At 47.0% G+C, this 26,636-nt stretch carries 22 protein-coding genes; 12 read left to right on the top strand and 10 right to left on the bottom strand.

What is annotated here, in order from left to right:
• Nucleotides 1-84 precede the first annotated feature (84 nt).
• Nucleotides 85-975 (bottom strand): UTP--glucose-1-phosphate uridylyltransferase GalU, encoded by an 891-nt coding sequence (galU, locus tag ICE89_RS10210; RefSeq protein WP_216262681.1) that lies wholly within the window; start codon nt 973-975, stop codon nt 85-87.
• Nucleotides 976-998: 23 nt separating this feature from the next.
• Nucleotides 999-3,890: a valine--tRNA ligase gene (locus ICE89_RS10215; protein ID WP_216265801.1), complete on the bottom strand. Its 2,892-nt coding sequence runs from the start codon at nt 3,888-3,890 to the stop codon at nt 999-1,001.
• 24 nt (nt 3,891-3,914) lie between these two features.
• On the opposite strand from ICE89_RS10215, the gene ICE89_RS10220 reads away from it, so the two are divergent.
• Entirely contained in the window at nt 3,915-6,281 is a 2,367-nt protein-coding gene (locus ICE89_RS10220) for a UvrD-helicase domain-containing protein (protein WP_216265802.1), read from the top strand.
• Nucleotides 6,282-6,289: 8 nt separating this feature from the next.
• Here ICE89_RS10220 and ICE89_RS10225 read toward each other — a convergent pair whose 3' ends face one another.
• Genes ICE89_RS10225 through ICE89_RS10235 form a run of 3 tightly spaced genes read right to left on the bottom strand, consistent with a single transcriptional unit; the run spans nt 6,290 to nt 8,434 of the window.
• Nucleotides 6,290-7,069 carry a BPSS1780 family membrane protein gene (locus tag ICE89_RS10225; RefSeq protein WP_216265803.1) on the bottom strand — a complete coding sequence of 260 codons (780 nt, stop codon included), beginning with the start codon at nt 7,067-7,069 and terminating at the stop codon, nt 6,290-6,292.
• On the bottom strand, nt 7,066-8,040 hold the full coding sequence (locus ICE89_RS10230) for a homoserine kinase (RefSeq protein WP_216265804.1): 975 nt from the start codon (nt 8,038-8,040) through the stop codon (nt 7,066-7,068). The genes ICE89_RS10225 and ICE89_RS10230 overlap by 4 nt, the downstream gene beginning before the upstream one ends.
• A 22-nt stretch (nt 8,041-8,062) precedes the next feature.
• Nucleotides 8,063-8,434 (bottom strand): hypothetical protein, encoded by a 372-nt coding sequence (locus ICE89_RS10235; RefSeq protein ID WP_255537367.1) that lies wholly within the window; start codon nt 8,432-8,434, stop codon nt 8,063-8,065.
• Between the two features lie 116 nt (nt 8,435-8,550).
• On the opposite strand from ICE89_RS10235, the gene polA reads away from it, so the two are divergent.
• The 3 genes from polA to ICE89_RS10250 are packed head-to-tail and all read left to right on the top strand — an operon-like array spanning nt 8,551 to nt 13,067.
• Nucleotides 8,551-11,376, top strand: coding sequence for a DNA polymerase I (gene polA, locus ICE89_RS10240; RefSeq protein WP_216265805.1), 2,826 nt, complete (start codon nt 8,551-8,553; stop codon nt 11,374-11,376).
• Nucleotides 11,377-11,412: 36 nt separating this feature from the next.
• Nucleotides 11,413-12,288 (top strand): dienelactone hydrolase family protein, encoded by an 876-nt coding sequence (locus tag ICE89_RS10245; RefSeq protein ID WP_216262674.1) that lies wholly within the window; start codon nt 11,413-11,415, stop codon nt 12,286-12,288.
• A gap of 5 nt (nt 12,289-12,293) precedes the next feature.
• A complete protein-coding gene (locus tag ICE89_RS10250; protein ID WP_216262673.1) occupies nt 12,294-13,067 on the top strand; it encodes a ZIP family metal transporter in 774 nt (257 codons plus the stop codon).
• Nucleotides 13,068-13,073: 6 nt separating this feature from the next.
• Here ICE89_RS10250 and ICE89_RS10255 read toward each other — a convergent pair whose 3' ends face one another.
• Both ICE89_RS10255 and ICE89_RS10260 read right to left on the bottom strand, forming a co-directional pair.
• The gene (locus ICE89_RS10255) at nt 13,074-13,904 is read right to left on the bottom strand and encodes a sulfurtransferase (RefSeq protein WP_216265806.1); all 831 of its coding nucleotides are present in this window, start codon (nt 13,902-13,904) and stop codon (nt 13,074-13,076) included.
• Between the two features lie 57 nt (nt 13,905-13,961).
• Nucleotides 13,962-15,068, bottom strand: coding sequence for an SRPBCC family protein (locus tag ICE89_RS10260; RefSeq protein ID WP_216262671.1), 1,107 nt, complete (start codon nt 15,066-15,068; stop codon nt 13,962-13,964).
• 161 nt (nt 15,069-15,229) lie between these two features.
• Between ICE89_RS10260 and xseB the strand changes: the two genes are divergently transcribed.
• Genes xseB through folE2 form a run of 4 tightly spaced genes read left to right on the top strand, consistent with a single transcriptional unit; the run spans nt 15,230 to nt 19,168 of the window.
• A complete protein-coding gene (gene xseB, locus ICE89_RS10265; RefSeq protein ID WP_072582862.1) occupies nt 15,230-15,463 on the top strand; it encodes an exodeoxyribonuclease VII small subunit in 234 nt (77 codons plus the stop codon).
• On the top strand, nt 15,464-16,360 hold the full coding sequence (locus tag ICE89_RS10270) for a polyprenyl synthetase family protein (protein WP_216265807.1): 897 nt from the start codon (nt 15,464-15,466) through the stop codon (nt 16,358-16,360).
• Between the two features lie 53 nt (nt 16,361-16,413).
• Nucleotides 16,414-18,315: a 1-deoxy-D-xylulose-5-phosphate synthase gene (gene dxs / locus ICE89_RS10275; protein ID WP_216265808.1), complete on the top strand. Its 1,902-nt coding sequence runs from the start codon at nt 16,414-16,416 to the stop codon at nt 18,313-18,315.
• Between the two features lie 25 nt (nt 18,316-18,340).
• Nucleotides 18,341-19,168: a GTP cyclohydrolase FolE2 gene (gene folE2 / locus ICE89_RS10280; RefSeq protein WP_216262668.1), complete on the top strand. Its 828-nt coding sequence runs from the start codon at nt 18,341-18,343 to the stop codon at nt 19,166-19,168.
• A gap of 23 nt (nt 19,169-19,191) precedes the next feature.
• On the opposite strand, the gene tsaD is transcribed toward folE2, so the two are convergent.
• Nucleotides 19,192-20,265: a tRNA (adenosine(37)-N6)-threonylcarbamoyltransferase complex transferase subunit TsaD gene (tsaD, locus tag ICE89_RS10285; RefSeq protein ID WP_216265809.1), complete on the bottom strand. Its 1,074-nt coding sequence runs from the start codon at nt 20,263-20,265 to the stop codon at nt 19,192-19,194.
• Nucleotides 20,266-20,342: 77 nt separating this feature from the next.
• Between tsaD and rpsU the strand changes: the two genes are divergently transcribed.
• The 4 genes from rpsU (at nt 20,343) to rpoD (ending at nt 25,948) form a co-directional block, all read left to right on the top strand.
• Nucleotides 20,343-20,555: a 30S ribosomal protein S21 gene (rpsU, locus tag ICE89_RS10290; RefSeq protein ID WP_011903537.1), complete on the top strand. Its 213-nt coding sequence runs from the start codon at nt 20,343-20,345 to the stop codon at nt 20,553-20,555.
• Nucleotides 20,556-20,691: 136 nt separating this feature from the next.
• Nucleotides 20,692-21,138, top strand: a complete 447-nt coding sequence (locus ICE89_RS10295; RefSeq protein ID WP_216262666.1) for a GatB/YqeY domain-containing protein — start codon at nt 20,692-20,694, stop codon at nt 21,136-21,138.
• Nucleotides 21,139-21,187: 49 nt separating this feature from the next.
• Entirely contained in the window at nt 21,188-23,155 is a 1,968-nt protein-coding gene (gene dnaG / locus ICE89_RS10300; protein ID WP_216262665.1) for a DNA primase, read from the top strand.
• 234 nt (nt 23,156-23,389) lie between these two features.
• The gene (rpoD, locus tag ICE89_RS10305) at nt 23,390-25,948 is read left to right on the top strand and encodes an RNA polymerase sigma factor RpoD (RefSeq protein WP_216265810.1); all 2,559 of its coding nucleotides are present in this window, start codon (nt 23,390-23,392) and stop codon (nt 25,946-25,948) included.
• Nucleotides 25,949-25,977: 29 nt separating this feature from the next.
• On the opposite strand, the gene ICE89_RS10310 is transcribed toward rpoD, so the two are convergent.
• Nucleotides 25,978-26,382 carry a PIN domain-containing protein gene (locus ICE89_RS10310; RefSeq protein ID WP_216265811.1) on the bottom strand — a complete coding sequence of 135 codons (405 nt, stop codon included), beginning with the start codon at nt 26,380-26,382 and terminating at the stop codon, nt 25,978-25,980.
• Nucleotides 26,372-26,602 (bottom strand): AbrB/MazE/SpoVT family DNA-binding domain-containing protein, encoded by a 231-nt coding sequence (locus ICE89_RS10315; protein ID WP_072582921.1) that lies wholly within the window; start codon nt 26,600-26,602, stop codon nt 26,372-26,374. Before ICE89_RS10315 ends, ICE89_RS10310 begins: the two co-directional genes overlap by 11 nt.
• Nucleotides 26,603-26,636 lie beyond the last annotated feature (34 nt).

Below are 26,636 nucleotides of genomic sequence, written 5' to 3' on the forward strand. Positions count from 1 at the left end.
ATTCTGACGCTCATACCTCTTGGTAAGGGATCAAACAAAAAGGCAGAGATTAATCTCTGCCTTTTTTATTGCATTGAGAGATAGTTACTTTAAAGACCAGCTTTTTAAGTACTCAGCGAACTCTTCGCCAACCTCTTTGTGCCGTAGAGCAAAATCTACAGAGGCTTTGAGGTAGCCCAACTTGCTACCGCAGTCATAACGAACGCCATCATATTTGTAAGCAAATACGGGATCTTCTTTTAGTAATGCGGCAATGGCATCGGTGAGTTGAATTTCTCCGCCGGCACCAGGTTTTACATTACGAATGTGATCAAAAATCTTTGCTGAGAGCACATAACGTCCAACTACCGCAAGGTCAGAAGGCGCATCTACTGGCTTTGGTTTCTCAACGATGCCATTGAGGCGATAAATGCCTTTGCTGACCTCATCCCCTGAGACTATTCCGTATGAGCTGCTTTTGGCAGGATCGATTTTTTCCACTGCCAAAACAGATCCCTCTTGCTCTTCATACACTTTGAGCATTTGAGAGAGAACTGGCGGTTGCCCATCCAAAAGGTCGTCGGCCAAAATAACTGCAAATGGTTCATCACCAACTACTCTGGCAGCACATAAAACCGCATGTCCCAAGCCCAATGGTTCAGCTTGTCTAATGTAGATGCAGTCCACATTATCAGGTTTAACGCTGCGAACAAGCTGGAGAAGGTCCTGTTTGTTCTTTGCTTCTAGGGCTGCCTCTAACTCGTAGGCTTTATCAAAGTGATCTTCAATGGCGCGCTTGCTGCGACCCGTAACAAAAATGAGCTCAGTAATTCCAGCTGCAACAGCTTCATCAACAGCGTATTGAATCAGCGGCTTATCCACAACATTGAGCATTTCTTTTGGACTGGCTTTGGTTGCAGGCAAAAAGCGTGTGCCAAATCCCGCAACGGGAAATACAGCCTTAGTTACTTTTTTGGAGCCGAAATGGATTGACATGGGTAGTCCGTTCTTATCGTTTTTTATTTGAGACGCTCTAATTGTGCAACAAGCTTCTCATGATTTTGCTCAAAGCCTGTAAGACGCTGTTTTTCTTGGGCAACAACCTCAGCTGGAGCACGTGCCACGAAGCTTTCGTTGGTCAATTTGCCCTTGGCTTTATTGATTTCATTAGCCAGACGCTCAATTTCTTTGCCAAGACGAATACGCTCAGCAGCAACATCTACTTCAATCTTGAGTAGCAGTTTGATATCGCCCACCAAAGCAATTGGCGCACCCGGAGCGTCTTTTTCTAAAGCAGATTCATCGCTGTAGATTTTGACCTCAGTTAATTTAGCAAGCGCCATGAGATAAGGAGTCGCTTTTTCCAGGAAATCTTTTGGACCGCAGATCCAGAGCGGCACTTTTTGACCGGGAGGAACCTGCATCTCGCCACGAAGATTTCTACAGGCGTCCACAATTGCTTTGATCTGCGCAACCCAGACTTCACTCTGCTCATCAATCTTTTCAGGCTGAGCAACAGGATAAGGTTGGAGCGCAATGGTTTGTTTTTCTTGCTGGGCTAAAACTTTTCCGGATTTAGGGCCAACAGTTTGCCAAAGCGTTTCGGTAATAAATGGAATTAAAGGATGCGCCATGCGCAAAATGGTTTCCAAAACACGCAATAGGGTGCGGCGGGTTGCACGTTGTTGCGCTGGTGTACCAGTCTGTAACTGCACTTTAGCAAGCTCTAGATACCAATCGCAATACTCATCCCAAACAAATTGGTAAATGCTGCTGGCAATATTGTCAAAGCGATAGGCCTCAAAACCTTTAGCTACCTCGGCTTCTGTCCTTTGTAGTTGAGAAACGATCCAACGATCAGCCGGTGAAAAACCCAAATAGCCATCAGGGCCGCATTGGTTATCACAAGGCGCAAAGCCATTGTCTTCATCGCCACCAGGGCAATTCATGAGCACAAAGCGAGTGGCATTCCAGAGCTTGTTGCAGAAATTACGGTAGCCTTCGCAACGCTTTTGATCAAAGTTAATATTGCGACCAAGCGAAGCTAAAGAGGCAAAAGTAAAGCGTAGGGCATCAGTTCCAAACGCAGGAATACCATCCGGAAACTCTTTCTTTGTTTTCTTGCTAATACTCTCAGCCTGTTTTGGATTCATGAGGCCGGTAGTTCTTTTGCCTACCAACTCCTCAATCTTGATGCCGTCAATCAAATCGATTGGGTCCAAGGTGTTGCCTTTGGACTTGCTCATCTTCTGACCTTCCGCATCGCGCACTAGGCCATGCACATAGACAGTGTGGAATGGTACTTTTCCAGTGAAGTGGCAGGTCATCATCACCATGCGTGCTACCCAGAAGAAGATGATGTCAAACCCAGTCACCAAAACAGATGAAGGCAAGAAGTGATTTAAGGCAGGCGTTTCTTCTGGCCAACCTAAAGAGCTAAATGGCACTAAGGCAGAGCTGAACCAAGTATCTAGAACGTCAGGGTCACGGTCGAGTTTGCCGGTGTAACCAGCTGCAACAGCTTTCGCTTTAGCCTCTTCCTCAGAGCGCCCTACAAAAATTTGCCCATCATCGCCATACCAAGCGGGGATTTGATGGCCCCACCAGAGCTGACGGGAGATACACCAGTCTTGAATGTTCTCCAGCCACTGCGTATAGGTATTGATCCAGTTTTCTGGAACCAGCTTGATATCACCTTTGGTTACCGCATCCAAGGCAGCACCAGCAATCGAGGAGCCTGGTTGATACTTATTATCGGGACTAGGTTTAGACATCGCCACAAACCATTGGTCGGTGAGCATGGGTTCAATGATGGTTTGGGTGCGATCACCGCGTGGCACCATTAATTTATGTGGCTGAACTTTATCCAATAAACCAGCAGCCTCTAAATCAGAAACGACTTTTTTGCGTGCAGCGAATCTTTCCATGCCTTGATAGGTGGCCGGAGCATTCTCATTAATTTTGGCATCCAAAGTGAGGATGTTGATCATGGGTAGTTGATGACGTTGACCTACTGCATAGTCATTAAAGTCATGTGCGGGAGTTACCTTCACAACTCCAGTGCCAAAGTTCAAGTCAACATAGTCATCAGCAATGATGGGAATCTGACGATCACACAAAGGTAAGTTTACTGACTTGCCGATAAGATGCTTGTAGCGCTCATCTTCTGGGTTCACCATGACAGCAACGTCGCCTAATAAGGTTTCTGGGCGGGTAGTGGCAACAGTGAGGTGGCCAGAGCCATCGGTCAATGGATAGCGGATGTGCCACATTGATCCATCTTCTTCTTCGCTCACTACTTCTAAATCAGAAACTGCCGTACCCAAAACAGGGTCCCAGTTCACTAAGCGTTTACCGCGATAAATCAAGCCTTGTTCATGGAGGCGGACAAAGACTTCGACTACTGCTTTGGACATCTTGCTGTCCATCGTGAAATATTCTTTGCCCCAATCGATCGAAGCACCTAAGCGACGAATTTGGCGGGTAATTGTGTTGCCGGAAGTTTCTTTCCACTCCCAGACTTTTTCTAAAAACTTGTCACGACCCAAATCGTGGCGAGACACTTTTTGCGCATCGAGTTGACGCTCCACAACAATTTGAGTCGCAATACCGGCATGATCGGTGCCCGGTACCCATAAAGTATTTTTGCCTGACATGCGAGCATGACGAACCAAGCCGTCCATGATGGTTTGGTTAAAGGCATGGCCCATGTGCAGGGTGCCAGTCACATTTGGAGGCGGCAACTGAATAGAAAAGTCCCCCTTGCCCTCATCCATGGTGGAGTCGGCGATACCTCGGCGTTCCCACTCTGGACCCCAGTAGGCCTCTATCGGGGCGGGTTCGTAGGATTTGGCGAGCTCATCCGCTGAGCTGGCCGCTGGTGAATTAGGGGTATTTGAGGCATTTGGCATAAGAGGCAAATTATAATTGGGCTGATGTACTCAGACTTGCTCGCGAACCTCAATCCAGAACAGCGCGAGGCAGTGACCCTCCCGCCCGTCTACGAAAATGGCCAAGCCCAATCAGCCTTGATTTTGGCTGGGGCAGGGAGCGGCAAGACCCGCGTCCTCACCACCCGTATAGCCTGGTTGATTCAGACCGGTCAGGTATCCCCTATTGGCGTCCTAGCGGTGACCTTCACCAATAAGGCTGCCAAGGAGATGATGCTCCGCCTGAGTGCCATGCTGCCAATCAATACGCGGGGGATGTGGATTGGTACCTTTCATGGTCTTTGTAATCGTTTATTGCGCGCTCATCACAAGGAAGCGGGTTTACCGTCGACTTTCCAAATCTTAGATACCCAAGATCAACTATCGGCAATTAAACGCCTGTTGAAGGGTTTAAAAGTCGATGATGAAAAATATCCTGCAAAGCAGTTGCAATACTTTATTGCCCACGCCAAGGAGCGCGGTCAACGCGCAAAAGATTTAGCGCTTGGTGATGATTTCCAAGCCAAGATGGCGCAACTGTATGCGGCTTACGATGAGCAATGCCAACGCGAAGGTGTGGTGGATTTTGCTGAACTCTTATTGCGCAGTTATGAATTACTTAAACATAGTGAAGCGATTCGGACTCACTATCAGGAACGCTTCCGTCATATTTTAATTGACGAGTTTCAAGATACCAATGCTTTGCAATATGCTTGGCTCAAATTGTTATCGGGTCATGACGCAAGTCGTATTAATGTCAGCGGCATGGGTAGCAGTTCCGTGTTTGCGGTGGGCGATGATGATCAAAGTATTTATGCATTCCGTGGCGCCGACGTTGAAAACATGCGTCTCTATGAAAAGCAATACCACCCATTGATGGTGAAGTTAGAGCAGAACTATCGCTCACACGGCCATATTCTAGATACGGCAAATCACCTGATTGCGAATAACTCTGAGCGCCTTGGTAAAAACCTGCGAACCGATGCTGGTCATGGCGAGCCAGTCCGTATTTATGAGGCGCCTAGCGATCATGCTGAGGCAGCTTGGTTAGTGGATGAGATTAAGGCTTTAGTCAATAGCGGAATCAAGCGCACTGAAGTAGCTTTGCTCTATCGCAGCAACGCACAGTCACGCATTATTGAGCACGCATTATTTTCTGCGGGTATTCCGTATCGTGTGTATGGCGGTTTGCGTTTCTTCGAGCGCGCTGAAATTAAACATGCACTCGCTTATTTACGCCTGCTCGAAAATCCGAATGACGACACTTCATTCTCTCGGGTCGTGAATTTTCCAACCCGTGGAATTGGAGCAAGATCAATTGAGGCCTTGCAAGATGCCGCCAGAGCGCAACAATGTTCTTTATATTTAGCTGCCTCTACTTTAGAAGGCAAAGCCGGCGCCGCACTTAGTGGATTTGTGCGTTTAGTAGATCACATGCGTGAAGCTACGCGTCACAACACTTTGCCAGAAACAGTCGAATTTGTAATTCAGAATAGTGGCTTGATTCAGCACTACCTCTCTGAGCGTGAAGGACAGGATCGCGTCGAGAACTTACAAGAATTGATTAATGCTGCCACTGCTTTTATTGCTGAAGAGGGTTATGGCCAAGATGCGGCCGCCGCTATGTTGCCGGGTGAGAATGCTCCAGGCGTTGTAGAGGTTTCACCTTTAGCGGCCTTCTTATCCCATGCTTCATTAGAGGCTGGTGACAATCAAGCTCAAGCAGGGCAAGATGCCGTCCAATTGATGACAGTGCACTCAGCCAAGGGCTTAGAGTTCACCTCGGTATTTATTACCGGCCTTGAGGAGGGTTTATTTCCTCATGAGAACAGTGTGAATGAGCAGAATGGCTTGGAAGAAGAGCGTCGCTTAATGTATGTGGCGATTACACGTGCCAAGGAACGGCTTTATCTCTCGCATACTCAATCGCGGATGCTGCATGGCCAAGTGCGTTACAACATGCCTTCCCGCTTCCTAGAAGAGCTTCCATCCGATTCATTAAAATGGCTTACTCCTAAAGCAAGAGATGCACGCTGGGGCGGCGGAAACTCAAGATCAGGATCTACTTGGCAAGACGGTTATACCCGTCAACGCGAATATGAGTCGAATGACTTTTTTGATTCAGGCTCTGAACGTCAAAGACCAGCGAAGCGAGTTGGTTCAGCTTCGATGGAAGTGAAAAGGTTAGCCTCCCCACCTCGTGGCAATTATCCATTCACCATTGGGCAGAATGTCTTTCATACGAAGTTCGGTGAAGGGCGCGTGACTGGTTTAGAAGGCGTAGATGCCGATGCAAGGGCGCAGGTTAATTTCAAGCGTCACGGTATCAAGTGGCTACAGCTGAGTATTGCGAAGCTTGCTGCGATTGACTGATAAATCAATTAAACAGGCAACACCACTTCATCTTCTGTGAAGCAAGCTTTCCAAGTCGCATAAAAAGAGCAGTGCATTATCGTCAAACCCGCCATGGAAATTGGGGCGATGATGAACGAGGCTGCCTGCCCCAGATCAAGCGCATCAAAAATCATTCCCACTGTTAGCGGAATAGCAATCAGAATGGCGCTCCAAATAGCTAGATACAGAAAGAACGCGGCTTTGTTGGCCCAGCACGCTAATGCGCTAGAGAAGAGTGCTTGTGGCACAGACATATCGGCCCATGCAACTAAGACTGGTGAAAACCACATCAACATCGCTACTGGTATGTACAGTATCGCGCCAAAGCAAAGCACCAAGTAAACCTGACGTAAAGCCTCGGGCGTGATGGGTTTATCACTAGTCATCAGTGGAAGCAGTAATTCAAAGTCAACTAAGAGACTTAAGATAAAGCTGAGCAACAAAATCATGCCGGCATACACCAGGCCTAATTGCAGAATTCTTTTTCGCACGATAGGACTAGACCGCAGGACTATCAAATAGACCATCGGCCTAATGCGCTCCTTTTGAATGCCTTGGCGGCAAGCGGTCATGAATCCAACCGAAAGAGTTGGCGTGAGCAGAAGCACTGCAAAGACGCCAATCACTGGAATGACGACTGCTAGCTGCGCTGCAAAGACGTACATAAAGACCAGCATTAAAAAGCCCAAGGGATTTTGTTTAAAGAGCCAAATGCCTTGTCTAATCCAGGTGTAGCCTTCTTTGGGTGCTACGGAATTCAGTTTCATAGTGAGCGGCGACTTAAAAGAATACGTTCAAAGTGCATAGGGTCATGTGGGGTAAGCATCTGCGCATCGCGCGGCAAATAGAAGTCCCAGAGTCTTGAAACCCAGAAGCGTAAAGCGGCTGCACGCAACATGAGTGGCCAGCTAGCTTGCTCTTCTTTGGTGACAGGGCGAACCGACTGATAGGCTTTCATGAAGGTGTCTAAGCGAACAGGATCTAAATCTTGCTTGTTATCAGCAAGACACCAATCATTGGCAGTGACGGCGATATCAAATAGCCATTTATCAGTGCCAGCAAAGTAAAAATCAAAGAAGCCACCCAAATGATCTTGAGAGAAATCAGATCCTTTGGGATCAAATAAAACATTGTCGCGGAAGAGATCACAATGACTCGCCCCTTGCGGCAATCCATCATAGGTGCCTGAGGCAAAAAATTCCTCTTGAGTTTTTAACTCATGAGTAATGAGTTCTTTCTGGGGCGTGCTTAAGTGTGGCAATACCGAAGGTATTGTTTTCTGCCACCAAGCAAGGCTACGAAGATTCTCTTGGGATTTTGGAAAATCTTTTCCAGCCAAATGCATCTTCGCCAGCATCTCGCCAACGAGCGCGCAATGATTGGTTTCCGGTTGGAGCCTGGAAAGGCCTGGTAGCTTGGTAACAATGGCTGCCGGCTTGCCTTTGAGGGTAAAGAGAATATTGCCCTGCTTGTTTTCAAGCGGTTTGGGTACAGGCACACCTTTGTTTGCTAGGTGGCGCATTAACTCTAAATAGAAAGGAAGTTGTTGCGCAGACAATCTTTCAAAGATTGTTAAAACATATTCTTGCTTCTTGCCATCCTTGGTGGTATCTAAGAAAAAATTAGAGTTTTCAATACCACCATGAATGCCACGAATTTCAGTGGCTTGGCCGATATCAAAGTCTTGAGAAATCCATTGAGAAATATCTTCAAGCTCGATCGGGGTAAATACAGCCATAAATCAGTAAATGCTTTTTAAATTAAAAGGGAATGCTGACGCTTGGAACGCTAATCAGATCTGTTTCTTTTGGAGGCCCTGGCATCACGGAGGTGGGTGGTGCCATTTCATAGCTGGTGTATGGCGTTTTTACATCTACCTGTGTTGGAGAATTGGCATCCTTATATTCAGTAACAGTGGTGCCATTTTTGTCTTTGTACTGATAGTTTGGTTTACGTTGCTCCGGGGCATTCATCGCACCACTTGCACTCACTGCAGGTGCGAGTGGCTGGTTATTGATACGGTTTAATTCCGATGGGCTCAGTGCCTGGCTGTTATTCTGAGCTTGGGCTGAAGTGGTACCAAAAAGTCCAAAAACCACCAAAAAACTCATTAGGGTTAGGCTTTGACTCATTGAGTGGCTAATTAAGTTCGTTAAATAATGCATTTTTTCACCTTTTCAAGCCTACTCTCGGGCGGTTCCTTAACCAGACCTGTAGGCAATTCACAACTAGATTGTACGATTGCGGTATGACTAAACATAGACTCTTGTTGGTAGACGGTTCTAGCTACCTCTATCGCGCCTTCCACGCTATGCCAGACCTCAGAAATGGGGCTGGAGAGCCCACTGGGGCTATTTATGGCATGGTGAATATGATGCGCCGGGCCAGATCTGAGCTCAAGGCCGACCATATTGCCTGTGTTTTTGATGCTAAAGGGAAGACCTTTCGCGACGAAATGTACTCAGAATACAAGGCGCATCGCTCCCCCATGCCTGAGGATTTGGTTAAACAGATTGAGCCAATTCATGCCATGGTGAAGGCTTTAGGTTGGCCCGTATTGATGGTCTCCGGTGTTGAGGCGGACGATGTGATTGGAACTTTGGCTTGCCAAGCTACGCAAGCGGGTTGGGAAACTATCATCTCCACGGGCGATAAAGATTTGGCGCAATTGGTAAATCCTTCAGTCACCCTCATCAATACGATGACAAATGAAAAGCTCGATATTGAAGGTGTCAAAGAAAAGTTTGGCGTACCACCAGAATTGATTGTGGATTATTTATCCATCATCGGCGATACCGTTGATAACGTGCCAGGTGTTCCGAAGGCGGGACCAAAGACAGCCAATAAATGGCTGGCGGAATTTGGTAATCTCGATAACTTGATGGCAAATGCCGATCAAGTTAAAGGCGTAGTTGGTGAAAACTTGCGTGCTACGCTTTCCTGGTTGCCGCAAGCTCGTCAACTCATTACGGTAAAAACCGACTGTGATTTATCGCCTCATTTACCAGGTTTAGACGACTTGCATGCCAAGTCTGAAGATGCTCCTTTATTGCGTGAATTATTTGAGCGCTATGCATTTAAGACTTGGTTGCGTGATGTAGAAAAGCAGCTCACAAGCCCGGATAGTATGGCTGAGCCAGCAAGCTTTGATTTGGCAGGTAGCCCAATTTCTTCCTCTGAGGGCGGAGCAGATAATGAAAAAAAGATGCGCGTGATTGCTAGTTCGCCGACTAGAGATTTGTCACAAGAAACTCGAGACTCACAAGATGCGGTCGAGCGTCACTACGAATGCGTAGTGGACGAGGTAAGTTTAGAGAAGTGGCTAAAGAAGATTGAGGCATCTGAATTAACGGCAGTTGATACGGAAACTACTAGTCTTGATGCGCTTGCGGCAGAACTGGTTGGGATTTCTTTATCAGTAAAGCCGGGCGAAGCTTGTTACATTCCAGTTGCTCACCGCAACGGTGAGGTGCAGCTTGATCGTGCCCTAGTACTCGCGCGCATGAAGCCTTGGTTAGAGAGCGCAACGCATTTAAAGGTGGGTCAAAACTTAAAGTACGACGCCCATATTTTTGCAAACTATGGCATTACCTTAAAGGGCGTGGCATTTGACACCTTGCTGGAGTCTTATGTGCTTGAGTCACACATGCCCCACAATATGGATAGCTTGGCTGAACGTCATCTGGGCATGAAAACCATTCGCTATGAAGAGGTGTGCGGCAAAGGTGTCCACCAGATTGGTTTTGATCAAGTCGATCTCCAAATTGCAACAGACTATGCGGCAGAAGATGCCGACATTACTTTGCGTCTGCATTTGGAGTTGTGGCCACAGATTCAGGAAAACTCAGGCCTGCTCTATATCTATGAAAAGGTAGAGATGCCCGCTATGCGTGTGCTCGGCATCATGGAGCGTAACGGCATTCGGATTGATTCAGCATTGTTGTCCAAACAAGGCCAGCAGGTGGGTAAACGTTTGCTTGAGTTAGAAGGCGAAATTCACAAGCTAGCAGGACAGCCCTTTAATATTCAGTCACCTAAGCAGATCGCAGAAATTTTATTTGGACAACTTGAGCTTCCGGTAATTAAAAAGACGCCTTCAGGTGCACCCTCTACCGATGAGGAAGTGTTGCAGAAGTTAGCGGAAGACTATCCCTTGCCTGCGCGTATTTTGGATTACCGCAGTTTGGCAAAGCTAATGTCCACCTATATTGAGAAGCTTCCTCGCATGGCCGATCCCAAGACGGGTCGCGTTCATACAAACTTTTCTCAAGCTACTGCAGTCACAGGTCGCCTGGCATCAAGCGATCCAAACTTGCAAAATATTCCAGTGCGCACAGAAGAGGGTCGTCGTATTCGTGAGGCCTTTATTCCAGCAGACGGATGCAAATTATTGTCGGCGGACTACTCCCAAATTGAGCTGCGCATCATGGCGCATATTGCCGAAGATGAAAATCTCTTAACGTCATTTAAAGAGGGTAAAGACGTCCATCAGGCAACTGCAGCAGAGATTTTTGGTATCCCATTGGATGATGTTAATTCTGAGCAACGTCGTTACGCCAAAGTCATTAACTTTGGCCTGATTTACGGTATGAGCGCTTTTGGATTGGCTGGCAACTTGGGCATTGAGCGCTCTGCTGCGCAAAACTATATTGCTAAATACTTCGATCGTTATCCTGGGGTGGCTCAATATATGGAGCGCACCCGTCTCGAAGCAAGAGAGAATGGTTATGTAGAGACGGTCTTTGGGCGACGTCTTTGGTTGCCAGAGATCAAGGGCTCTAATGGTCCGCGACGCCAAGGTGCTGAGCGGGCAGCAATTAATGCTCCAATGCAAGGTACCGCAGCTGACTTAATCAAATTGGCCATGATCGCAGTTGAGGATTGGCTTGAAAAAGAGCAGCTCAAGACTAAGCTTCTACTACAGGTGCATGATGAGTTGGTTCTAGATGTGCCTTTTGATGAGCTTGAACTAGTGCAAGCTAAATTACCTGGTTTGATGTGCAATGTCGCCCAGTTAAAGGTGCCTTTGGTGGTTAGTATTGGGATTGGCGATAATTGGGAAGAGGCGCACTAAGTATTTAATGAGAAATGCAAGCCAGGAGACCAGGTAATGAGTAAAGACATTCAAAATAGTCGACGCAATTTTATAAAAACATCTGCAATTGGTGCGACTGCTATTGGGGTTGGATTTGTGGGAGCCTCTGAGCCTGTGATGGCTGCGGCTATTGAAACCGATTTCAAAGGCATCAAAGCTGGCGAGCAGATGATTCCCGTAGGCAGCTTTCAGTTGCCCGCATATGTCTCACGACCTGAAAAAGCTAAAGGCTCTTTGCCCATCATTATTGTGGCGAGCGAGATTTTTGGTGTACACGAATATATTGCGGACGTCACAAGGCGTTTTGCGAAGTTGGGATATCTTGTGATTGCCCCAGAATTCTTTACTCGTGCAGGCGACCCCAATACTTACGGCACTATTGCCGAAATTCAATCCAATATTGTGGCTAAGACTCCGGATGCTCAAGTCTTAAACGATCTGCAAGCTGCTTTAGTGTGGGCCGGCAAAAATGGCGGTGACTTGAAGCGTGTCGGCGTTACTGGCTTCTGTTGGGGCGGACGTATTACTTGGTTGTCCGCAACCTTACCCCAGGTGCGTGCCGGTGTAGCTTGGTACGGTCGTCTCATCGGCGAGAAGACTGAGGGTAGCCCCAAACACCCTGTAGATATTGCTGCTGATTTAAAAGCGCCGGTGCTCGGCTTGTATGGCGCTGCTGATACCGGAATTTCTTTGGAGAGTATTGATCAAATGCGCGCCGCTTTGGCGCAGGCTGCTCCCAAGAATCCTGTTGCCAAGGCTTGTGAATTTGTGGTTTATCCAGATACCCCCCATGCATTCCATGCTGATTACCGTGCTAGCTATCGTGAAGGCCCTGCGAAAGATGGTTGGGAAAAATGTATTGCCTGGTTTAAGAAAAACGGAGTGGTGTAAGCGCGATGACTGTTTTACAAAGCATCCTCCTAGTGACTGCGTTAGCGGGAACTGCTAGCGTCTTGGTGGCTGCAAGCTGTTCTTTGGCCATGCTCTCCAAGATGGTCAACAATATGGTGAGCCTATCGGTCGGCATTTTGCTAGCAACCGCTTTGCTCCACTCCTTGCCTGAGGCATTTAGCATGGAAGGTGCAAAACCTCAGTTCTTATTTGCTACTTTGCTTGCTGGGTTATTGGGTTTCTTCTTGCTTGAGAAGATCGCATTATTGCGACACGACCACCATCACGAAGGTGATGGTCACCACCACCACCATGGGCATGATGCAGAAAATGCTGGGCGTAGTGGCTGGATGATCTTGGTTGGGGATGGCATTCATAACTTCGTAGATGGCATCTTGATTGCTGCAGCCTTTATGGCCGACTATCAAGTGGGTATCTTTACCGCCATCGCCATCATTGCCCATGAAATCCCGCAAGAGATCGGCGATTTCATTGTCTTGTTAAATGCTGGCTTTTCTCGCACACGAGCCTTGTTGTACAACTTTATCTGCGGTTTATCAGCAGTAGTGGGTGGCGTATTGGCTTATTTCTTCTTGGAAAAAGCACACGCAGCGATGCCATATTTATTGGTGGTCGCTTCTAGTAGTTTTATTTATATTGCGGTGAGTGATCTCATCCCGCAAATGCACCGTCGCCCACACTGGGTCGAGTCTTTACGTCAGATGGTCTTGATTGCTTGTGGCGTAGGGTTTGTAATCCTGCTGTCTCTATTGCACTAACAAGCTTTAAAGTTCAACAGGCCTTTTGGGGTCTGCGCACCATTCGCTCCAGCTACCTGCATACAGGCGTGAGCCTTTAAAGCCAGCCAGCTCCATCGCTAGAAGGTTGTGGCAAGCGGTGACGCCAGATCCGCACTGATGAATCACTTCAGAGGCCTTAGTGGTCCCGAGGAATTCTGAAAATTCTTTGAATAACTGCTCAGGAGTTTTGAATGCAGTCGCATTGAGATTATTTTTAAAGAAGCGATTCATCGCCCCCGGAATATGCCCGCCAACTGGATCCAGCGTTTCATTTTGACCATGAAAGCGATCTTCAGTACGTGCATCGATAATTTTGTTTTTCTTTGTCTCTAGATTAGCCACCACTTCATCAACTAGAACCAGCCCCGCATAAGGCATCACTCCAATGGCTTCGGCGCAAGGGGTAGGCGCTCTTGGAATAGAACCCATAGGACCATTCCAAGAATCTAAGCCGCCATCTAGTACCCGAACATTTGCGTGCCCTGTTGCCTTGAGCATCCACCACAAACGACTGGCATACACAGAGCCTTGTTTGTCATAGGCAACTACTAAGGTATTGGGGTTGATGCCCAAGCGCGTTTTAGTTTGAGCCCAGCCTTCTGGACTGGGCAAGGGATGTCTGCCGTTCGTGCCAGTCTTGCTTCCTGAAAGATCTTGATCGAGGTCTACATAAATGGCACCAGGAATATGACTTTCTTCGTAGGATTTTTTGCCGATCAGTGGATCGACTAAATCAAAGCGGCAATCACAGAGCAATACATTTTCACCACTATTAATGATTTCTTCTAACTGGTTAGCTGAGATTAGAGGAGTCATGATGCTTCCTATTTTTTGTGATGAGGGATATTAATAAAACCGTAAAGCCTGTCTTGATTATGCGCCTTCGAAGTTCATAACGCGGCGATACCATTCATGAAAATGTTGCATGCCATCTTCCATTGGGCTTTGATATGGGCCTACTTCATTAATGCCGCGGGCAAGTAGGGCTGCTCGACCCTGATCCATGCGCTCAGCAATTTCATCATCCTCGATGCAAGTTTCCATATAGGCAGCACGTTCTGCTTCCACGAATTCACGCTCAAACAAAGCAATTTCTTCTGGATAGTAAAACTCAACAATATTGCGCGTTTTACCAGGACCCATTGGGTGCAGTGTTGATACGCACAGAACGCCTGGGTACCATTCCACCATGACATTGGGATAGTAAGTAAGCCAAATAGCACCATGGCGTGGGGCTTTGCCGTCAAATTGACGAAGTACAGCTTCATGCCAGTTGCGATAGGTTGGTGAGCCTGGAATTTGTAAATCTTTGTGAATGCCCACGGTTTGAACGCTATGCCAATCACCAAACTCCCAGTGCAGATCTTCGCAAGAAACAAACTTTCCAAGACCTGGATGAAATGGCACGACGTGATAGTCCTCGAGATAAACCTCGATGAATGTTTTCCAGTTGTAGTTGCATTCATGCACTTCAACATGGTCAAGAATGTAACCTTCAAACTTGAGATCATCTGCAACGCCTAGTTTGGCGAGGTCAGTGCGTACGTCGCGTGGACCTTCAAATAACAAGCCTTGCCAATTTTGTAGCGGGGACTTACCAAGATTTAAACAAGGCTTATCTTCAAAGTGAGGGGCGCCTAATAAATTGCCGCCTAAGTCATAAGTCCAGCGATGTAGTGGGCAAACAATATTGTCGGCTTTACCGCGACCATTGAGCATCAATGCTTGACGATGGCGACAAACATTGGAAAGAAGTTCTACGCCAGACTCATTGCGAACAAGGATGCGGCCTTCGTTTTCTGCGCTTAAGGTTTGATAGGAGCCGATTTCGGACACCATTAGTTCGTGACCAACATAGCCAGGACCCTGCTTAAAAAGCAGTTCAATTTCTCGCTGATACAGGTCAGCGTCAAAATAGGCCGAAACCGGCAATTGCAAATTGGACGGCGCAAGCTTCTGCGCGGTAGCCAGATTAGTCATTCTCCCCACCCCCGAAAACGTCAGCCGAAGCTAAGCGGAATAACCAATCCAACCATCGACGGATCGATATTGGAAAGGAAGGGGTCGATTATACCCATCCAAACGGCTTCTCGCTTTAATATATAGGGCTATCCGTGTGGGAAATTAGAGGGAAATAGCTTATGCCAGCCAAGAAGTCAGAAAGTCAAAAACCTGGTCTCGAGGTCCAAATTGACCCCGATTTGCGCTATGAGCAAGCCGTTAAAGAGCTTGAAAAGCTCATTTCGGATATGGAATCTGGCAAATTTTCCTTAGAAGAAACCTTGTTAGCCTATCAACGTGGCGCAGCCTTGCTTAAACATTGTCAGGGAATGTTGGCCCAGGTTGAGCAACAAGTTCGAGTGTTCGAGGCTTAATTGGGCGCTGCTTTTCAATTTCAGGAGTGGATTGCTTCTCATTCCGAGCGAACTGAGTTGGCGTTAGATCGCTTGCTCGATTCCGCGCAAACTACGCCGCATCGTTTACATGAGGCTATGCGTTACGCAGCGCAAGGTGGCGGCAAGCGTATTCGTCCCTTATTGGTTTATGCCGCAGGCCAACTTGGCAATAATGCCGAAAGTAGCGAATCATTGGATGCTGCGGCTGTAGCAATTGAATGTATTCATGCTTATTCATTGGTACACGATGATTTGCCATGCATGGATGATGATGACTTGCGTCGCGGTCGTCCGACAGTGCACAAAGCTTTTGATGAGGCAACAGCATTACTCGTTGGTGACGCACTGCAAACCCGCGCCTTTGAAATTTTGGCCAATGCAAATGGTGATACGCAAGTTCGCCTCAACATGATTTCTGCATTAGCGGCTGCCTCTGGCTCACGCGGCATGGCGGGTGGTCAGGCAATTGATTTAGAAAGTGTTGGCAAGAAATTAGACCTGGATGGTCTAAAGCAAATGCATGCTATGAAAACAGGAGCTTTGTTGTCATGCGCTGTGGAATTAGGCGGTATTGCTGCCTACCTAAATCTAACGCAAATGGCGCATTTGAAAAGTTATTCAAAGTCCCTGGGATTGGCCTTTCAGATTGTGGATGATGTGCTGGACGCCACTGCGGATAGTCAAACCTTGGGTAAGACAGCTGGCAAGGATGCTGCTGCCAATAAGCCGACCTATGTGACCTTGATGGGTTTAGACTATGCACAGAAGCAGGCTAAAGAGTTGCAAGAAACAGCAATCGCAAGCTTAGATAGTTTTGGTGCATCTGCACAAGCATTAAAAGATTTAGCTCTCTTGGTTGTCAATCGCGGCAAGTAAGAGATCAATAAGAGCAATAAGAGAAATTCATCAGTACAGATTATTTAGGTTCAATGACTTTATATTCCATTAACTCCCCCGACGATCTTAAAAAGCTCTCCCGCGAAGAGCTACCAGCTTTAGCTGATGAGTTGCGCGAGTTTGTCTTGGATTCTGTATCCAAGACGGGTGGACATCTGTCGTCCAACTTGGGAACGGTGGAGCTCTCTATTGCTTTGCACTACGTATTTGATACCCCGCACGATCGCATTGTTTGGGATGTTGGACATCAAAGTTACCCACATAAGATTCTGACTGGTCGTCGTGAGCGTATGGGTAGCTTGCGTCAGCACAAGGGCCTATCAGGCTTTCCACATCGCTCTGAAAGTGAGTTTGATGCTTTTGGTACCGGTCATTCATCTACAAGTATTTCTGCAGCAATGGGTATGGCGCGTGCGTTTCAAACCAAAGGCGAGCGCCATGTCGCTGTAGCAGTCATTGGCGATAGCGCGATGACCGGCGGTATGGCTTTTGAGGCCATGAATAATGCTGGTGTGTATGACGACTTGCCGCTGGTAGTGATTTTGAACGACAACGACATGTCGATCTCGCCTGCCGTGGGTGCCCTCAATCGCCATCTGGCTAGATTACTTAGTGGCAATATTTATTCGGCGACAAAAAAAGGCATTGATAGCGTTTTATCAATTGCGCCCCCTTTGCGTGAATTTGCTAAACGCCTTGAAGATCACGCCAAAGGAATGGTTTCTCCATCGACAATCTTCCAAGAGTTTGGCTTTAATTATTTTGGCCCGATTGATGGTCATGATTTAGATGCTTTGATTCCGATGCTGCAGAACGTGCGTCGCTTGGCTTTAGAAGGTCGCGGGCCCCAGTTCTTGCACGTGGTTACTAAAAAGGGTCAAGGCTATGAATTAGCTGAGGCTGATCCTGTGCTCTATCACGGCCCTAGTAAATTTAATCCTGAAGAGGGCGTCAAAAAATCAGCCGCCAGCAAAAAAACGTTTACTCAAGTATTTGGAGAGTGGTTATGCGACATGGCTCATGCAGATCCTTTATTGGTTGGCATTACTCCAGCCATGCGAGAGGGCTCCGGCTTAGTTGAATTTGAGAAGAGTTTCCCTAAGCGTTACTACGACGTCGGTATCGCTGAACAGCACGCGGTCACTTTTGCAGCCGGTATGGCATGTGAAGGCATGAAACCAGTAGTGGCTATTTACTCCACTTTCTTGCAGCGCGCGTATGACCAACTTATTCATGATGTAGCGATACAGGATTTACCGGTGTTGTTTGCATTAGATCGCGCTGGTCTCGTTGGTGCTGATGGCGCTACCCATGCCGGCGCTTATGACATTCCATTTTTGCGTTGTATTCCGAATATGCTGGTGATGACTCCAGCAGATGAATCTGAATGTCGTGACTTATTAACGACTGCTTTTCATCAGCCACATCCAAGCGCAGTGCGCTACCCGCGTGGCGCAGGTATTGGCGCTATTCCGTCTAAAGAATTACGCACTCTGCCATTTGGTAAAGGTGAGATTCGTCGCAAATCCACGGCGCCTGCTGGTCAACGCTTGGCGATATTGGCGTTTGGTACCTTGCTCTACCCAGCGCTCGAAGTGGCCGAAGGGATTAATGCAACAGTGGCCAATATGCGCTTTGTGAAGCCGCTCGATGTGGATCTCATCCAATCGTTAGCAGCCGATCATGATTATTTTGTGACGATTGAGGATGGGGCTATTGCTGGCGGTGCTGGTAGCGCTTGTTTAGAAGCGCTCTCGAATCTCGGTATTCATAAACCCCTCTTGCAATTAGGTCTTCCCGATCAATTTATCGAGCATGGTGACTACAGTCTGCTGATGACCAAGTGTGGCTTGGATGTTGAGGGTATTGCCAACTCCATCAAACAGCGTTTTCCAGCAATATTGACTGTAAATTCAGCGCTGGTAGGCAAATAAGCCCGTTTTGCCTGAAAATAGAGCTATGAATGACTTGAATCCCGCCTTTCTGAAAGCCAGCGCAATGCCTGACGTGCAATCCACTTTGGATGAGCGCGCACTGCCTATTGAGCAGGTTGGTATTCGTGGCGTACGTCATCCTCTGACCATTCGCAGCAAGACGGGTAACTTTCCATCGGTTGGAACTTTTGAGATGGATGTGGCATTGCCTGCGCATGTAAAGGGTACACACATGTCTCGATTCATGGCGCTTCTCCAAAAACAAGATGCAGCCGTGGATAGCACCACCATTGTTGCCTTAGTGCGCGATATGTTGCCTTTGCTTGATGCTAAAGAAGGCCACGTACAATTTACTTACACGCACTTCGTTAAAAAAGCAGCACCGGTTTCTGGTGTGGAAAGTTTGATGGATTATGAAGTGACCTGGATGGCAACAGCCAAGCAAAATACAACAGGTAGCGCTGATATTGAATTGGGTTTGCGTGCACAAGTTCCAGTAATGAGTTTGTGCCCTTGCTCAAAAGAGATTTCTGAGTTCGGCGCTCATAATCAACGTTCACATGTCACTATGACTGTGGCATTAGATTCCAAAACGCAGATGACAGTGGAAGATTTAGTTGCTGCTGCTGAGAGTGAGGCATCTAGCGAATTGTGGGGATTGCTGAAACGTCCTGATGAGAAATGGGTTACTGAGCATTCTTATAGCAACCCGAAGTTCGTAGAAGACTTAGTGCGTGACGTGGCCGGCAATCTCAAGGCAGATCAGCGTATTCGCTCTTTTGTGGTTGAGGCTGAGAACTTTGAATCTATTCACAACCACAGCGCATTCGCCAGAATTAGCCATCAGAAATAGGCAAATTCAGATAGGCAGTAAATCTATTTCAGATTATTGCTTTGCAAATCCCAGCGGGGTTTGATGTCAAAGGCTCCAGATGTTGTGGAGCCATTATTTTTTTCGATCATGCGAAGTGCCCCAGCAAAAGCAATCATCACGCCGTTATCGGTGCAGAGTTCAAGCGGTGGGTAATGTACCTCAAAACCATTGTGTTTCGCTTTGTCATTGAGTGCGGCACGTAGTTGTAAATTGGCACCAACGCCACCTGCGAGCACTAAATGTTTGCAAGCCGTTTGTTTGAGTGCTTTTTCGGACTTGCTGACAAGAACTGCCACGATGGAGTCCACAAAACTTCTAGCAAGATCCGCATGAAATTGTGCGACCTCTGAAGGATTCGTAATATTTTTTTCTGCAAACTTTTTCACTTGATTGAGGACGGCCGTCTTTAATCCCGAGAAAGAAAAATCTAAATCACCAGAGTGCAGCATGGGTTTAGGTAAATCAAAAATACCTGGGCGACCTAGTTCTGCCAACTTAGAAATAGCTGCACCACCCGGGTAATCCAAGCCTAGTAATTTAGCCGTCTTATCAAAGGCCTCTCCCGCCGCGTCATCCAAGGTTTCGCCAAGCAGCTCATATTGACCAATTCCTGAGACCTTCATGAGTTGCGTATGGCCACCAGATACCAGCAGGGCGATAAAGGGGAATTGAGGGGCGGTTTGCCCTAAAAGTGGGGAAAGTAGGTGTCCTTCGAGGTGATGTACCCCTATAGACGGTAAATTAAGACCTTGCGCTAGGGATTTAGCAAAAGCGCTTCCTACCAGGAGGGCGCCAGCTAATCCGGGGCCCTGAGTGAATGCCACTGCATCAATATCAGCCAATTTGAGGCCAGATTGGGTTAAGGATTGGTCTAAGAGGGGTAAAACACGACGAATATGGTCGCGGGAGGCTAATTCGGGGACAACGCCCCCATAGTCCCGATGCATGGCGATTTGAGAGTGCAGACCCTGGCCCAATATGCCCTGGAAGGCCGGTTTACCCTCTTCCCAAGGCGTGGTGTTGTATAAAGCCACCCCGGTCTCGTCACAAGAAGTTTCTATTCCTAAAACAATCATTTTTTTACTTAGCCGTGCTAGAATCGCAATTCAGTTAATTTTTCGATATCTATCGAGCATATACGAGTTAAATAAGTATGACTACAGTCCGCCTCCGCGAAAACGAACCATTTGAAGTGGCATTGCGCCGTTTCAAGCGCACCATTGAAAAGAATGGCCTTTTGACAGACTTGCGTGCACGCGAGTTCTACGAGAAGCCAACGGCTGAACGTAAGCGCAAAAAGGCTGCAGCTGCTAAACGCCATTACAAGCGTATTCGCAGCCAAATGTTGCCTAAGAAGCTTTACTAATAGAATTAAAAGCTCTCCTCACCGAGAGGCTTTGAAACCCGCTGACGGTGAAACGCAGCGGGTTTTTGCTTTTTGAATTGCCAAATACAACTAGATAGCTATACAGCTAGATATATTCAACATTAGGAATCAAGCCATGACTTTAAAAGATCAAATTACCGAAGATATGAAAAACGCTATGCGCGCTAAAGAAGTTGAGCGCCTTGGAACGATTCGTCTTTTGTTGGCAGCGATTAAGCAACGCGAAGTCGATGAGCGCATTGTGGTTGACGATGCTGGCGTGATCGCAACAGTTGAAAAAATGATTAAGCAACGTAAAGATTCGATTTCTCAGTTTGAGAAAGCCAATCGCGATGATTTAGTGGCGATTGAAGCTGCCGAGATGGTGATTTTGCAAACGTATTTGCCTGCCCAGTTATCTGATGCTGAAGTAGAGGCTGCGGTGGCTGCTGCCGTTGCTTCGACTGGCGCTGCAGGCCCACAGGACATGGGTAAGGTCATTGGCGTACTTAAAGGTCAATTGGCTGGCAAAGCAGATATGGGTAAAGTATCTGGCTTGGTAAAAGCCGCATTGGCGAAGTAAGTAAACACAGTAGCTAGTCAAGAAAGCAAAATCCTTTCATACTGGCTACATGGCGCTCATTCCACAATCCTTCATTGCCGATCTTTTAAATCGGGTTGATATCGTTGATGTGGTTGGGCAGCACGTTAAGCTAAAAAAAGCGGGCGCGAACTTTCAGGGTTTGTGCCCCTTTCATTCAGAGAAGTCTCCCTCATTTTCAGTATCACCCACTAAACAGTTTTATCACTGCTTTGGTTGTGGCGCTCATGGCTCTGCCATTAGCTTCTTAATGGAGTATTCCGGGCTTGGATATGTAGATGCCATTGAAGATCTTGCGCGTTCTGCAGGATTGGATGTGCCTCGTGAAGAGCGCACTGCAAATGATGTGGCAAGACAGCAGCAAGCAATGGCATTAAGTGAGGTGATGAGCGCAGCTGCGGATTGGTATCGCCAACAACTGAAGGGCAATACTAGGGCGGTTGAGTATTTAAAAGGTCGTGGACTTACTGGTGAGATTGCTAAGCGTTATGCCTTGGGTTATGCGCCTGACGGTTGGCAGGGTCTTGAAGCGGTATTTGGCACCTACTCTAATGATGAGGTTGCCAAGACTTTGCTAGAGGGTGGCTTGCTTATCCAGAGTGAGCAGTCCGAAGGTGCAAATGTAAAGCGCTACGATCGTTTCCGTGACCGCATTATGTTTCCTATTCGTAATCCCAAAGGTCAAACCATTGGTTTTGGTGGACGGATTTTGGATCAAGGTGAACCAAAGTATTTAAATTCTCCTGAGACGCCATTGTTCTCAAAAGGTAATACGCTCTATGGCTTGTTTGAGGCCAGACAAGCGATTCGTGCCCAGGAATATGTTTTGGTGTGCGAAGGTTATATGGATGTTGTTGCGCTTGCGCAATTGGGATTCCCTAATGCGGTTGCAACACTGGGTACAGCTTGTACAGCAAACCATGTACGCATGTTACTCAGACAAACTGATAAAGTAGTTTTCTCATTTGATGGTGACTCCGCTGGTCAACGTGCGGCACAGCGCGCACTTGAAGCATGTTTGCCGCTCATGTCTGACGATAAAGAAATTCGCTTCTTATTTTTACCGACAGAGCATGACCCTGATAGCTATGTTCGTGCTTATGGTGCACCTGCTTTTGAGAAGGTCATTAAAGAAGCGATGTCTATCTCTAGCTTCTTCTTCAAGGTTGTTAGTGAGGGTCACGAGCAAACTACTCCAGAGGGTCGAGCCCATACCCATCATGCCGCTAAGCCGCTTTTACTCTCGATGCCTCCCATTGCTTTGCGTACGCAAATTCTGCGCGAGCTCGCGATTCGTACCAATACCACCCCTGCAGAACTAGAAGCATTTTGTGGTTTAACAGTAGCGCCTGCACCTGTTCGACAAACTACTTATCAGCCAGCACAGGCGCGCTATCAAGGTGGCCAAGGCAGCTCAAATAGCCAAAATAATTTTTCTAATAATGGCAATCGTCAAGGCGCGCCTTGGCAAGCATCCAAAGGTTCTGCAAAAAGAGTTGCCACTCAAAATATTGAGCCACCCAAAGCACCAACGGATTTAGCCGAGCAAATGCTGCGAGTGATTATCCAGTTTCCGCATTTAGGAAAAGCTTTAGATCCTAACAAGCGCGAACTAGCATTGAAGGCGGCAGAGCAGAGATCTGAAAAAGCCCACGCTTTAATGAAGGACCTTTTGTCACAGTGTGACTTGGTTGAGTTGATTCCAGGCGAGGGCAATAAACCAGCGATCGCAGGTGCCGGTGCATTTGCCATGTTCCAAGATCAACTCTCTCGTAGTGAGTTGGCTCCTCTGTATGAGGTCCTGAGAAATCGGGTAATGGGCTCTGATTTAGAGTTAGAGGGTGCAGCTGCTGATCTTGAGGGGGCATTCAAAAAGCTGGAATTAACCCATCTCAAGCAGGAAATGACCGAAATCGCCCAAAAGATCTCTGGAAGTTCCGCTTCCGAGCAAGACAAAGCCCGTTATCGGGAATTGGGCGAAAAGCTGAAATTCTCCTAAGAATTTACTGAAACACCCCTAGAAATTCCCCAAAATTACCCCATATTTTTATGTGATGCAGGGGTAAAAAAGTCGCAATCGACTATAATCCTCTGTTCCCAAGAAAAAACCGATTTAATTCAGCCACTTGCGCTTTATTTTGATGAAATTTGGGGTAAGTGGGTAAGTGAGTTACTACGGGGCTGTGTTTCATCAGTCGATATCAACAACAGTAATGTGAGTAAGTGCTAATAAATGCCGAATACCAAGACCAAAAAACCAGCTCCAAAAGCGAAAGCTCCAGCTAAACCAGTAAAAGCCGCTGCAAAACCAGCGGTCAAAGCAAAAATCCCAGCTAAGTCAGTAAAGGCTGCCGCGAAACCAGTTTCTAAAGTAAAGGCACCAGCTAAGGCGGCCCCAAAAGCGAAAGCTCCTGCTAAGCCAGTAAAAGTTGCTGCTAAACCAGCACCGAAAGCGAAGGCCTTAGCAAAGCCAGCTCCAAAAGCTAAAGCACCAGTTAAACCGGTGAAGGCTGTCGCAAAGCCAGCCCCTAAGGTTGCAGCTAAAGCGCCAGCAAAACCAACAAAAGCAGTTGCAAAGCCAACGGCAAAAGTGCCGGCAAAGCCAGTTGCTAAAGCCCCTGTGAAAACAGCAAAAGCAGAAGTCAAAGTTGAGCCAGTAAAAAAAGGTAAAGCTGCACCTGCACCTAAGGCTGAACCAATTAAAGATGCAAAAGAAGTTAAAGAAACCAAGGGTAAAAAAGCCAAGGTTGCTGAAGTTGAAGTTCCAGCAGTTGAGGATGAGAAAAAGCGCGGCCGTAAAGCCAAGGCGGATGCTCCTGCAGACAATGCAGAGCCAGTATTAACGGATCGTCAAAAAGCACGTGAGCGTAAGGCTAAAGAGAAGGCACTCTTAAAAGAATTTGCAGCACAGCAGTTGGGTACAGAAGAGCAGCAAGAGTTACGTCGTGCTCGTTTGAAGACTTTGATCAAGATGGGCATGTCCAAGGGCTATTTAACCCATGGCGAGATGAATGACGTGATGTCTGACGAGTTGTCTGATGCGGATGCATTAGAGACTTTGATCAGCTTGCTCAATGACATCGGTATTACTGTTTACGAACAAGCGCCCGATGCTGAAACCTTAATCCTGTCTGACAACACAGAAGCTGCAGCTTCCGAAGAAGAGGCTGAAGAAAAGGCTGAAGCTGCTTTATCTACAGTTGATTCAGAATTCGGACGCACTACCGATCCAGTACGTATGTATATGCGTGAGATGGGTACAGTTGATTTGCTGACTCGCGAAGGCGAGATCGTTATCGCGAAGAAGATTGAAGCCGGCCTCAAAGATATGGTGATGGCTTTGGCTGCTTGCCCTGTAACGATTGCGGAGATTCTGAGCAACGTTGACAAGATTACTAGTGGCGAGATGGAGATTGATCAGTTTGTTGATGGTTTGGTTGATCCTAACGCAGAAGATATTAAGCTTGGACCTGAAGAGCCAGAAATTGATCCGGATGCCGAAGAGGGCGATGAAGAGGGCGGCGAAGACGAAGGTGGCGGTGGTAGCGGTGCTGCAACAGCGAATGCTAAGCAATTAGAAGAGTTAAAGCAGATTTCTTTAGAGAAGTTTGCAATCGTTCGTACACAGGCTGACAAGATGCGCCGTGCGTTTGATAAGGATGGTTATAACTGTCCTGCGTATCTGAAGGCACAAGAAGCAATTCGCGCTGAGTTGCTTGGTTTCCGTTTGACAGCGAAGAGTGTTGAGAAGTTATGTGACACCATGCGCTCACAAGTGGACCAGGTATGGAAACTTGAGCGTGGCATCGTGAGCTTGTTGGTAGACAAAGTTGGCGTTAATCGTAGTGAAGTATTAAAAGACTTCCCTAAGATGTCCATGAATTTGACTTGGACTGAGAAGTTGCTCAAAGAGAACAAGCCTTACAGCGCACTCTTGCAACGTAACGTCCCTGCAATTCAAGAACTTCAACAGAAGTTGATTGATATTCAGAAGAATGTTGTTATTCCACTTCCAGAATTAAAAGAAGTAAACAAGCAGATGATCGCTGGCGAGAAGCGTGCCCGTGAAGCGAAACGTGAGATGACAGTAGCCAACTTACGTTTGGTAATCTCCATTGCCAAGAAATACACCAACCGTGGCTTGCAGTTCTTGGACTTAATTCAAGAAGGCAATATCGGCCTGATGAAAGCAGTAGATAAGTTTGAATACCGTCGTGGCTATAAGTTCTCTACCTACGCAACATGGTGGATTCGTCAGGCAATTACCCGTTCGATTGCTGACCAGGCCCGTACGATCCGTATCCCTGTTCACATGATTGAGACGATCAACAAGATGAACCGTATCAGCCGTCAGATCTTGCAAGAAACTGGCCATGAGCCAGATGCTGCAACTTTGGCGTTGAAGATGGAGATTCCGGAAGATAAGATTCGCAAGATCATGAAGATTGCTAAAGAGCCTATCTCCATGGAGACGCCAATTGGTGACGATGAAGATTCTCATTTGGGCGATTTTATTGAAGACGGCAATACATTGGCTCCAGCTGAAGCAGCATTGCATGACTCTATGCGCGATGTGGTGAAAGACGTTCTTGATTCATTAACACCACGTGAAGCAAAAGTATTGCGTATGCGCTTTGGTGTTGAGATGAGCACTGATCACACCCTCGAAGAAGTCGGCAAACAGTTTGACGTTACACGTGAGCGTATTCGTCAGATCGAAGCGAAGGCTCTGCGCAAGATGCGTCATCCAAGCCGTAGCGACAAACTCAAGACCTTCCTCGAGGAAGATTGATTGTCTAGCACTTCGATATCGTGAGTCCTTTATAAAAAAGGATTCACGATCTGCAGTCTCTTATCAATTACTTGCCGGTGCTGCATATCTTCTGAGTACAGTTTTTCGCATCCTGCTTGCAAAGCCGCAGCAATAATCATTGAATCATAGTGATGGTATCCATATCGCCTGGACACCATCAATCCAGTTTCAAAAGTATCTATATCAAGCGATCTTACGTTGAATGTAGACGTAAATAAATCTAAGAATTCATCCAGCTCACCATTAGATATTTTTATTTTTCTAATGCTAGCAGAAGTAAATTCATTAAGCACTTGAACGCTTATTACGTTCGATTGCTGTAAATTTTTAGTAACCCAGTCTGCTTTTTTGGTATCTGATGATAGTAAATAAAGTAGGGTATTGGTATCAAAAAATATCTTCTTAGCGTTCATTCAATTCAGATCTATCAAAGTGAAAATCAGCGGGCATGCGACCACGAAATTTTCTCAAACTTTGAAGCCTATCCTGCAAGGAAGGTTTCTTCTTAACTTGGAAATGCTTTTTATCGGCAACATGGACCTCAATGTCGTCCCCTTCTTTTAGCTCTAAAAATTCGACCACTTGAGCTGGTAGACGAATGGCAAGGCTGTTCCCCCATTTTGATACGACCATGATTGTCATCTCCTTTAGATATACATATAATAAT

Origin of the sequence: Polynucleobacter sp. AP-Kaivos-20-H2 (genome assembly GCF_018882215.1) — a bacterium.
Classification (GTDB): domain Bacteria; phylum Pseudomonadota; class Gammaproteobacteria; order Burkholderiales; family Burkholderiaceae; genus Polynucleobacter.

Excerpts from the sequence above, each read along its gene's own strand:
- ICE89_RS10245 (WP_216262674.1), top strand. The coding sequence starts at position 11,413 with ATGAGTAAAGACATTCAAAATAGTCGACGCAATTTTATAAAAACATCT.
- ICE89_RS10310 (WP_216265811.1), bottom strand. The coding sequence starts at position 26,382 with ATGAACGCTAAGAAGATATTTTTTGATACCAATACCCTACTTTATTTA.
- ICE89_RS10250 (WP_216262673.1), top strand. The coding sequence starts at position 12,294 with ATGACTGTTTTACAAAGCATCCTCCTAGTGACTGCGTTAGCGGGAACT.
- ICE89_RS10235 (WP_255537367.1), bottom strand. The coding sequence starts at position 8,434 with ATGAGTCAAAGCCTAACCCTAATGAGTTTTTTGGTGGTTTTTGGACTT.
- ICE89_RS10220 (WP_216265802.1), top strand. The coding sequence starts at position 3,915 with ATGTACTCAGACTTGCTCGCGAACCTCAATCCAGAACAGCGCGAGGCA.
- ICE89_RS10255 (WP_216265806.1), bottom strand. The coding sequence starts at position 13,904 with ATGACTCCTCTAATCTCAGCTAACCAGTTAGAAGAAATCATTAATAGT.
- dnaG (WP_216262665.1), top strand. The coding sequence starts at position 21,188 with ATGGCGCTCATTCCACAATCCTTCATTGCCGATCTTTTAAATCGGGTT.
- galU (WP_216262681.1), bottom strand. The coding sequence starts at position 975 with ATGTCAATCCATTTCGGCTCCAAAAAAGTAACTAAGGCTGTATTTCCC.
- ICE89_RS10215 (WP_216265801.1), bottom strand. The coding sequence starts at position 3,890 with ATGCCAAATGCCTCAAATACCCCTAATTCACCAGCGGCCAGCTCAGCG.
- ICE89_RS10225 (WP_216265803.1), bottom strand. The coding sequence starts at position 7,069 with ATGAAACTGAATTCCGTAGCACCCAAAGAAGGCTACACCTGGATTAGA.
- dxs (WP_216265808.1), top strand. The coding sequence starts at position 16,414 with ATGACTTTATATTCCATTAACTCCCCCGACGATCTTAAAAAGCTCTCC.
- rpoD (WP_216265810.1), top strand. The coding sequence starts at position 23,390 with ATGCCGAATACCAAGACCAAAAAACCAGCTCCAAAAGCGAAAGCTCCA.
- polA (WP_216265805.1), top strand. The coding sequence starts at position 8,551 with ATGACTAAACATAGACTCTTGTTGGTAGACGGTTCTAGCTACCTCTAT.
- ICE89_RS10315 (WP_072582921.1), bottom strand. The coding sequence starts at position 26,602 with ATGGTCGTATCAAAATGGGGGAACAGCCTTGCCATTCGTCTACCAGCT.
- folE2 (WP_216262668.1), top strand. The coding sequence starts at position 18,341 with ATGAATGACTTGAATCCCGCCTTTCTGAAAGCCAGCGCAATGCCTGAC.
- ICE89_RS10295 (WP_216262666.1), top strand. The coding sequence starts at position 20,692 with ATGACTTTAAAAGATCAAATTACCGAAGATATGAAAAACGCTATGCGC.
- ICE89_RS10260 (WP_216262671.1), bottom strand. The coding sequence starts at position 15,068 with ATGACTAATCTGGCTACCGCGCAGAAGCTTGCGCCGTCCAATTTGCAA.
- rpsU (WP_011903537.1), top strand. The coding sequence starts at position 20,343 with ATGACTACAGTCCGCCTCCGCGAAAACGAACCATTTGAAGTGGCATTG.
- ICE89_RS10230 (WP_216265804.1), bottom strand. The coding sequence starts at position 8,040 with ATGGCTGTATTTACCCCGATCGAGCTTGAAGATATTTCTCAATGGATT.
- tsaD (WP_216265809.1), bottom strand. The coding sequence starts at position 20,265 with ATGATTGTTTTAGGAATAGAAACTTCTTGTGACGAGACCGGGGTGGCT.
- xseB (WP_072582862.1), top strand. The coding sequence starts at position 15,230 with ATGCCAGCCAAGAAGTCAGAAAGTCAAAAACCTGGTCTCGAGGTCCAA.